This window comes from Streptomyces hilarionis (assembly GCF_024539675.1).
GTDB classification, from domain to species: Bacteria; Actinomycetota; Actinomycetes; order Streptomycetales; family Streptomycetaceae; genus Streptomyces; species Streptomyces hilarionis.
Window position 1 is genome coordinate 1 of record NZ_JAHHIT010000367.1, and the last position, 862, is coordinate 862.

The 862-nt window shown below is 81.3% G+C and carries 1 pseudogene; it reads left to right on the forward strand.

The annotated features are described in order from the left end of the window. Window positions 1-862: pseudogene (locus tag KMS84_RS38645) on the forward strand (FHA domain-containing protein); the annotation flags it as partial.

The following is an 862-nucleotide window of genomic DNA, read 5'->3' on the forward strand; positions in this document are numbered from 1 at the left end:
GCTTTCCCCCGCCCCCGCCCGGCCCCGGCCAGGGCGGTCAGGGCCGGCCCGGCGAACGCCATCCGTCCTCCGCGCCCCAGCACGAACCCGAGCTCTGCCCGCAGTGCCGCACGCCCCGCGAGGGCGGTGCGCCGTTCTGCGAGGAATGCCGCTGGAACTTCCTGACCAACACGGCGACCTCCTACACCCCGGCCGCCCCGCGCCCGCCGGCCCCCGGCCCGGGTCCGGGCGGTCCGGGCCCCGGCGGCCAGGGTCCTGGTGGCCCGGGTCCCGGCGGTCAGGGCCCCGGAGGTCAGGGCCCCGGCGGTCAGGGCGGGCGGTTCCAGCCGCCCCCTCCGTCCTTCGGCGGCGACTCCTTCGACTACCAGGGTTCACGTCCGTCCCAGGTGAACCGTCCCGCCGAGCCGATCCCGCCGTTCGGCGGCGAGCCCTCGGGGCCGGGCGGCCCCGGCGGGCAGGGCGGGCAGGGCGGTCCGCCGCCGTTCGGACGCGAGCCTTCCGGCCCCGGCGGCACGGCCGGCGGTCCCCCGCCGGGCGCGTACGGCCGTGAGCCGTCCGGTCCGGGCGGCAGCCCGTTCGGACGCGAGCCCTCCGGTCCCGGCGGCCGTCCGCCCGGTCCGCCCGGCGACCCCTTCGGCCGCGAGCCCTCCGGTCCGCCGTCGGACCCGTACCGACGTGAGCAGCCCGGCCAGTCCTCCGACCCCTTCCGCCGCGAACCGTCCGGCCCCGGCGGCGACCCCTTCGGACGCGAGCCCTCCGGTCCCGGCGGCCGTCCCGGCCAGGGCGGTCCCGGCCAGGGCGGCCCGTCCGGCTTCGGCGGCGACCCCTCGCGGCCCGGTCCCCCGCCCACCGGTCCCACCCC